General features: G+C 61.2%; 8 protein-coding genes. 2 read left to right on the plus strand and 6 right to left on the minus strand.

All coding sequences use genetic code 11. The features are described from left to right. Positions 1 to 79: 79 nt before the first annotated feature. The 5 genes from ACH2EH_RS25675 to ACH2EH_RS25695 are packed head-to-tail and all read right to left on the minus strand — an operon-like array spanning position 80 to position 5,022. A complete protein-coding gene (locus ACH2EH_RS25675) occupies positions 80 to 2,224 on the minus strand; it encodes an ATP-binding protein (protein WP_395146271.1) in 2,145 nt (714 codons plus the stop codon). A gap of 44 nt (positions 2,225 to 2,268) precedes the next feature. Beyond that, positions 2,269 to 3,624: a hypothetical protein gene (locus ACH2EH_RS25680; RefSeq protein WP_395146272.1), complete on the minus strand. Its 1,356-nt coding sequence runs from the start codon at positions 3,622 to 3,624 to the stop codon at positions 2,269 to 2,271. Next, complete coding sequence (locus ACH2EH_RS25685; RefSeq protein ID WP_395146273.1) at positions 3,621 to 4,118, minus strand: hypothetical protein; 498 nt, start codon at positions 4,116 to 4,118, stop codon at positions 3,621 to 3,623. Before ACH2EH_RS25685 ends, ACH2EH_RS25680 begins: the two co-directional genes overlap by 4 nt. Further along, the gene (locus ACH2EH_RS25690) at positions 4,115 to 4,642 is read right to left on the minus strand and encodes an RNA polymerase sigma factor (RefSeq protein ID WP_395146274.1); all 528 of its coding nucleotides are present in this window, start codon (positions 4,640 to 4,642) and stop codon (positions 4,115 to 4,117) included. The genes ACH2EH_RS25685 and ACH2EH_RS25690 overlap by 4 nt, the downstream gene beginning before the upstream one ends. A 59-nt stretch (positions 4,643 to 4,701) precedes the next feature. Further along, positions 4,702 to 5,022 carry a hypothetical protein gene (locus tag ACH2EH_RS25695; protein WP_395146275.1) on the minus strand — a complete coding sequence of 107 codons (321 nt, stop codon included), beginning with the start codon at positions 5,020 to 5,022 and terminating at the stop codon, positions 4,702 to 4,704. 43 nt (positions 5,023 to 5,065) lie between these two features. Between ACH2EH_RS25695 and trpD the strand changes: the two genes are divergently transcribed. Together trpD and trpC are read left to right on the plus strand one after the other, a co-directional pair. After that, a complete protein-coding gene (gene trpD, locus ACH2EH_RS25700; RefSeq protein ID WP_395146276.1) occupies positions 5,066 to 6,076 on the plus strand; it encodes an anthranilate phosphoribosyltransferase in 1,011 nt (336 codons plus the stop codon). A gap of 5 nt (positions 6,077 to 6,081) precedes the next feature. Continuing rightward, positions 6,082 to 6,867, plus strand: a complete 786-nt coding sequence (trpC, locus tag ACH2EH_RS25705; protein WP_395146277.1) for an indole-3-glycerol phosphate synthase TrpC — start codon at positions 6,082 to 6,084, stop codon at positions 6,865 to 6,867. Between the two features lie 3 nt (positions 6,868 to 6,870). Here trpC and ACH2EH_RS25710 read toward each other — a convergent pair. Beyond that, the coding region (locus ACH2EH_RS25710; protein WP_395146278.1) for an HRDC domain-containing protein at positions 6,871 to 7,460 on the minus strand (590 nt) is incomplete at its 5' end.

The following is a 7,460-nucleotide window of genomic DNA, read 5'->3' on the forward strand; positions in this document are numbered from 1 at the left end:
TGATATTTGCCAAGATTGTAAGGTGCGTGGGGTACGCGACATGGGATAGGTTCTCCTGACAGACAGAATATCACATTATTTAAGGATAGGTTCTAAGGGCGCGCACCTGTGCTATCCTCGCTTGCATCAGCTCCAGCTCGCCATTGGCGAGTGCAAGTTCCGCACACTCCTCCAGTAGCATCTGCTGGAGGGCGGGGGTTTGAGTGAGAAGAAGACCCTGCTCAAGAATCTCTTTTGCCTCGTCGTGGCGGCGTGCATCCAGCAAGTAGCAGGCGTGTGCCCAGGCTAGCTGTGCCGCCAGCTCTGTTTGTTGTGCCTGCTTTGCCCAGTTAAAAGCAGCAAGGCGCTCCTCAGCACGCTCCCAGAGCCGCCGCTCCGCCGCCGGGACTCCCTGCCGTGCCTCAACAATAGAACGCTGCGCGACTTGGGCTTGCCACTGGGCATGGCGGTAGTGGATACGTCCTGCACGTGGGGAATCTGCGGCGAGCCTATCTGCGGCAAAGTCGCGCACGGGCTGCAGAAATGTCCAGCCGGAAGGGCGTACCACCAGCAGCGAGGCGCGGTGCAGGGCATCCAGCAGATCGAGCGGGTCGGTCTCCCCTGCCTCCAGAACCGCCTCCGCATCTTCCAGGGGGAAGGGGCCCACGAAGACGGCGAGTGCCTCCAGCGCCTCGCGCTCCACAGGCTCCAGCAGGGCACAGGAGCCCTCTAAGACCGCTCGGAGTGAGCGCTGGCGCTCGGGGAGCTCCAGGTGTCCTCCGGAAAGCAGGCGAAGCGGGGAGCTCAGACGCTCCAGAAGACGGGTGGGACTGAGGAGCGCCGCCCGTGCGGCAGCGAGCTCAATTGCCAGCGGAAGGCCATCAAGGCGCCGACAGATCGCATGAACTGTCTCCGTGTCCTCCTCGCTCTGCCGGGCTCCCGCTGCCTCCGCGCGCTCCTGAAAGAGTCGAAAGGCCTCATCAGCGGTGAGTGGCTCCAGCCGTAGCACGCGCTCTCCCCGTAGCCCCAGCGGCTCCCGACTGGTCACCAGCAGGCGTGCTCTCTGCTCTGGCTGGAGGAGCGCTCCCAGCACGACTCGCAGGCTCTCCAGAACCGGCTCGCCATTGTCGAGCACAAGAAGCGTCTCCGACTCCTTAAAAAGCTCCCTCAGGCGCTCCACCGCGTCTTCCCCCGCCACACCTACCGCTCGACAGAGGGTTATGCGGACATCCTCGGGTGAAGCGCTGTGCGAGAGGGGGGCTAGATCCACAAAAACAGCCGCCTCCTTCTCTTGTGCCACTGCGACCGCGAGTCGGGTCTTGCCCATTCCCCCCATTCCCACCAGCGTCGTCAAGGGGGCCGTTTCCAGGCTCTCACGAAGGCGGGTTTGCTCATTTTGGCGGCCCCTGAGAGGGGTTAAGAAACTCGGGAAGTGTCGTAATCCCTCGGAGACATTAGGGGCATGGGGCTGGGTCGTGCTCTCTTCGACAGTTTTTGGAGGGGGCAGTGCACGGCGTGGCGCGGTGGCAAGCGTCTGCATGAGGGCGAGTGTCTCCGGGTCAGGCGCAAGGTTTGCTTCGTCGCGGAGCCGGAGGCGAAAATCTCGAAACGCGCGCTGTGCGGCGGGAAAGTCCCCCGCCGCAGTGAGGGTATGGTAGAGGATGCGCTGAACCGACTCCCGCAGGGGCTCGATCTTCTCCGCACGCCGCACGAGTGCCAGAGCACGCCCCGTGTCCGCGCCCTCCAGTGCTCGGCTTGCCAGTGCCTCCAGTACCGTGCGCGCTCCCTCCTCACGGATCGTCCGCTCCTGGAGCGCCCAGTCCTCAAAGACTCCCTCCAAAAACGCCCCCCGGTAGAGCATCGCTGCTGCCTCGGCCTGCGCAATGTCCCCCGACTTTTCCCAGCGCATCAGCGCCCTATCGAAGTCTGCCACATCGCAGAACGCCTCGCCCGAGAGATCTAGTAGAAGCGCCCCACGCCGAGGGCTCGCCAGCCGCTCCGCCGCACTGCCCAGAGCCGCCCGGAGATCCCCGAGAGTCTTGCGCAGACTCTCCTGGCCCGACGGCTCATCGCTCTCGGGCCAGAGGGTTCCGATAAGAAAATCGCGCTCCACCGCCACGCCTGCCCGCAGGCTCAGGAGCGCCAGTAGATACAGCCCCTTGCGAGAGCGCAGGCGCGGGAGGGGCTGCCCCGCCACACTCACCAGTGGCGGACCAAAAAAACGTAGTGTAAGGGCCCCTGACATCTAGCGAAACAATTCGCCACCGCCTCAAAATCTCCTGCTTCGAGTTATTTTTTTGGCGGAACCTCGCCGCGCTTGCGGATGGAAAGAAACGCACTATCTTTGCTGTCGCGCTCCAGGCTCCAGATGGCATTGTAGCTCTCACAGACCAGATCCAGTGCGCTGGAGAGGCTGACAGTCTCGAAGCGAAACGAGCGCCGTAGCATGCTCGTCTCGGGGGCGAGCTCAAAGGGGCGCTGCGTGGTGCGCAAGAGTGCCTCCAGCGCGGCGCGTATACTGGCGCTCTCGACATCCAGCGAGACCATCTCCTTGAGATAGGCACTTGGTGCGGTTCGCAGGAGCGGGTTGGGTTCGCGCGGGAGCTGCTCGGCGGCGGCGTGGATGGCATCGAGGGAGTTACGCAGGGTCTTGACCGGGCTGGGAGTGCTTCGCAGGCGCATGATGCGCACCAGCACCCGCTCGCCCAGCATCTCCGCTGTCCAGCCCACTCCAAGTGACTGCGTCAGCATGTCTAGCGCCGTCGGTAACGCGACTCCATTGGCCTTGATGGTCACTTTTTGGAGCCGTAGCCCCGGATAGAGCCACTCGGGATCGCGATATTGGAGGCCCTTAATGACGGTAAGGGGCAGGTTGAAGCTGGGGCGTGCCTTACTCATCTCGATCTTGAGTCCAGGGTCGAACTGGTGGTCTACCCGCACATCCAGTAGGCTTATCAGCGCTCCTACCCCGTTGCGGTCCACGAGATTCACATTGACACGCACTCCCTCCAAGCGCTTGCGAAGCGGATCGGGCACGGTCACACTCTCGGGGTAGAGCGCTGGGTTGTCGGGGATTGCATCCAACTCCTGCCACTCGCCGAGCACCGACTCCGGCGGAGGGGTTGCTTTGAGACGGACAAACTGCACGAGCACTTCCCCATTTTTCTCACGCGCCGTCCAGCCGACCTTGGCACTTCGGGCGATCTTATCTAGAAACTCAGGCAAGAAGAGCTCCGCAGGTTCACAGGGCACGCTAGCGTTTCGGATTCCTTCTGGGATATTCGGCTTCTCTCCACGAAAATTAGTAGGCATTTGAAAAGGGAAGAGGCTTACATCGTACTCAATCCGTGACCAAATTTCACTGGGAGTCGATGTTATTACCGTGAAAAAAGAAACAGCACTACGATTCCGAGGGATAAAGGTTAGTGTGATAGTACCGTTCTGTTCGCGATGAGGGAGAGCCAGTGGAGGAATTTGGACACGATACTTCATCAGCTTCTCCCGGAGCGCTCCAGGGACAGTGACACTCTCTGGGTAAACCGTCTGCACACCGTTGAGCAATGTCACCTGTGGCTCCGCTGCTTCTTGGGCCAGAACAAGGGTTGGGCAGAGGAGAAGCGAGATAATCAACAAGACTTTTTTCATGGCGCTTGTAGCTCCTGCTTTAGTTCATCGGGGGTGATAGGCCGCACCGCGACCACGATGATCTCACTGGCCAGTGATGGGGACAGTGGTTCTGATTTTTCTCTTGCGGCTACTATTTTTCTTGGAGCAATGCTTACTTTTCTTCGAGCGACACTTGGTTTTTTCTGAGTGACTTCTATTTTTATTAGAGCAGTGCTTGTTTTTCTTAGAGCAATACCTGATTTTTTCTGAGTAATCTCTATTTTTCTTGGAGTAATGCCTGTTTGCTTCTTAGAAGTCGCATATTTTGCCAATGTAACTTTTTTGACTGGCAGAACTACCGGTCTTATGGCCATCACTACCCCAATTCCCGCCAGAGCCATGGCCGTGACGGGTAAGAGAAGCCAGCCTCTCCCGGTGCCGAAGGGCAGTGTAGTGGTACTAGCCTCGCCGACGGGGTCGGCGGCGCGGATTAACTGCGAGAGTTTCTTCTCTCGCTTAAAGAAGTTCATCACTTAGCTCTTTGTCTCAGGCGCTTGCGGGCGGCGAAGAGGCGCGAGAGGAGGGTGCCCAGTGGCAGCTCCAGAGTCTCGGCGATCTCGCGGCAGGTGAGTCCCTCCCAGTACTGAAGAATCAGCGGGGTGCGAAGAGTCTCGGGGAGGGAGTCAATCATGGTACGGAGCTGTGTGGCGGTATCACGTTGAAGGGTTTGCTCTTCTGGCCCTTGGACACAGGAGAGAAGAGTGTCATCAATTCGCTCTAGCTCACGGCGACGCTCGCGCCAGCGGAGCGCTGTATGCACGGTGAGCTTGGTGAGCCACGCGGAGCCGGACTCCAGGCGGCGCAAGCTCGGGAACGCCTGCGTAGCACGCAAGCCCACTTCCTGTACCAGGTCATCGGCGGCGTCTACGCTCCCTGAGACGCGCACCGCCAGCCGCCAGAGGCGGGGGCGCTCCGCCTCCCAGAGCCGTGAAAACACCGTCTCGCTTCGCGCAAGAGACTCAAAGGACTCGACCGGCTGACTCAGAATTGCCTCCACAACTAAAGAAGATACCAAACGAGGCATTTTTATTTGAGCCACAGGCAAATAAGGCGCATCTATTTTTTGAGGCGTGGCGTAATACGAACGGGAAAGTAGGTCATGCTGTTCTCGACCGCAAGACCCATGGTCGTTGCCAGAGCCACCGATTTGCCCAGACCAAGACGCACAAACGCGGTGGTTCCGGAGCGGTGTAGCCCCTCAGGAGTGGTGGGAACAACCACTTCCTGCTCGCTGGCAATCAGTATCGAGCAGGTGCCGTCGCGGTTGAGGTGCGGGACGAACTGGAACTGCATGCGGTTGTTCTTGCCAAAGAGAGTCAGGGTTCCCCGCTCGTTTTGTGCGATCAGAACTTTGCCCTTCAGTGGCGTCTGGGTCACTCCCTAACCAGGAGAAAAGCCTTCAAGCGGTACAATACGAATCGTGAAAGACACTCTGGCAAAAATGGTGGGGGGGGCGGCGCTCTCGGAGGCCGAGGCTGAGGCGGCGATGGGCAAGATCATGGCGGGCGCAGCGACTCCCGCCCAGCTCGGGGCGCTGCTCACGGCGCTTCGTATCAAAGGGGAGAGTGTAGACGAGCTCACGGGCTTTGCACGCGGGATGCGAGCGCACTCGCTCAAAGTCACCACCAGTCGGTGGCCTCTCGTAGATACCTGCGGCACGGGCGGCGCGGCCCGTAAGACCTTCAATGTCTCCACCACTGCCGCTTTTGTTGCCGCCGCCGCCGGCGTTGCGATTGCCAAACACGGCAACCGCGCTGCTACCAGTAAGTTTGGCTCCGCCGATGTGCTTGAAGCCCTCGGCGCTCGCCTTGATCTCACGCCCGAGGCCGTGGGTCGCTGCATTGATGAGGTCGGGATCGGCTTTCTCTTTGCCCGCAGTCACCATCCGGCGATGAAACACGCCGCCCCCATCCGCGCCGAGCTGGGCTTTCGGACACTATTCAATGCACTGGGGCCGCTGACCAACCCGGCGGGTGCGACACGTCAAGTGCTCGGGGTCTACGACGGCGCTCTGTGCGAGCCGCTGGCGCGGGTGCTCCTGCGCCTCGGGGCGGAGCATGTTTTAGTGGTACATGGCAGGGCGGGCCTTGATGAGATTTCCACGTTTGGCGAGACGCTCGTCGCCGAGGGCAAGGGCGATGAAGTGGTCACCTACATGCTCACCGCCGCCGAGCTGGGGTTTACCGAGACCACGCCCGACGCCCTCGCTCCCCGTGAGAACGACGACCCCGCGGCCACTGTCCGCGCGATTTTGGGGGGCGAGCCCGGCCCCCGCCGCGAGATCGTGCTTGCCAACGCGGGGGCGGCGCTCTATGTGGCTGGTGCTGCCGCATCGCTAACGGAGGGGATTGCCCTCGCCACTAAAACCCTCGACTTCGGCGCAGCACTTGCCAAATTAGAGCAGTTCGTGGCGTTTACGCAAAACACTTAAAATCTATGAGCGATATTTTAGAGAAGATTCTCGCCACCAAGCGCGAGGAAGTTGCGGCCCTCAAAGCACAAAGCACTCCCGCCAAGCTGCTCGCCCGCTGTGCGGAGCTGCCGCCCACGCGCGGCTTTTGTGCTACATTAGTGGGGGTCGGGGGAGTAAGGCTGATCGCCGAAGTGAAGAAAGCCTCCCCGAGCAAGGGGCTGATCCGGCCCGACTTCGACCCGGTGGCGATTGCACGCGCCTATTTTGCAGGCGGTGCGAGCTGCCTCTCGGTACTGACGGATACAACCTACTTCCAGGGCAGCTTGGGCTACCTTGCCGCGATTCGCGAGGCCGTGCCCGTGCCCCTGTTGCGGAAAGACTTTCTGATTGACCCCATTCAGGTCTACGAAGCGCGCCTTGCCGGAGCCGACGCGATCTTGCTAATCGTCGCCGCAATTCCCTCGCCCGCGCGTCTGGCAGAAATGCGGCACGCTGCCGAAAGTTTGGGAATGGACGCGCTGGTGGAAGTGCACGATGAGGGCGAGCTGGCGCTTGCTGTTGAGTCGGGGGCGACACTCATGGGCGTCAATAACCGGGACTTAAAGACGTTCACCGTGCAGCTAGAGACGTTTGAGCGCCTCGCGCCGCTCTTCCCGAAAAACGCCGTCGCGGTCGCGGAAAGTGGTATTTTCACAGCGAGCGATGTGGTGCGCATGGGAGCCGCCGGAGCCCACGCCGTGCTGGTCGGGGAATCGCTCATGCGCCAGGCAGATGTGGAAGCGGCGACACAGAGTCTCTTAGTCTCTTAAGTTTCAGGTGATGCTATCCTTGCGACAGGCCAGGTGCCCTAGCTGGGGATCCCAGACTACGGAGAGGGTGCCCGCCAGCGTGGCTTCCAGTGCTGTACTGAGCAGCTCGCCGCGCCAGCCGGTGAAGAGCGAGGCCACGATCTCCGGGGTACGCTGGATGGCGAGCTGGCGCAGGGCATCCGAGGGAGCCAGGAGCGAGGGCGGGAGATCCTCTTCCATGGCGCGCACTTTGACCACGGCGGAGAGCAGCTCCAGTAGCGCGGCCCCGTGCTCGTCCAGCGGCGGCGACGATTCCACAACGGGCCACCCGGACTCGGGAATCCCCATGCCGCGCTGAATCGCCAGGACAAGCTCCTCCGCCTGCCGTGTCCCGACACCGTTGACCGCCCGTAGCTCCAGCACCGCCGTCGCCGTCTTGGGCTTGCGCTTGGCCAACTCTACCAGGGGCTCATCTTTCAGGATCGTACGGCGGGGCTTATTACGCCGCCGCGCTTCATCGTCGCGCCAGAGCGCCAGCTCCTGCAAGATCGCCAGCTCACGGCGGTTCAGCCCTTGTTTACTGCCTACTTTTTTCCAGAGATCCTCAGGCTGAG

The organism is Armatimonas sp. (assembly GCF_043760365.1).
Lineage (GTDB): Bacteria > Armatimonadota > Armatimonadia > Armatimonadales > Armatimonadaceae > Armatimonas.

Excerpts from the sequence above, each read along its gene's own strand:
- ACH2EH_RS25675 (WP_395146271.1), bottom strand. The coding sequence starts at position 2,224 with ATGTCAGGGGCCCTTACACTACGTTTTTTTGGTCCGCCACTGGTGAGT.
- ACH2EH_RS25680 (WP_395146272.1), bottom strand. The coding sequence starts at position 3,624 with ATGAAAAAAGTCTTGTTGATTATCTCGCTTCTCCTCTGCCCAACCCTT.
- trpC (WP_395146277.1), top strand. The coding sequence starts at position 6,082 with ATGAGCGATATTTTAGAGAAGATTCTCGCCACCAAGCGCGAGGAAGTT.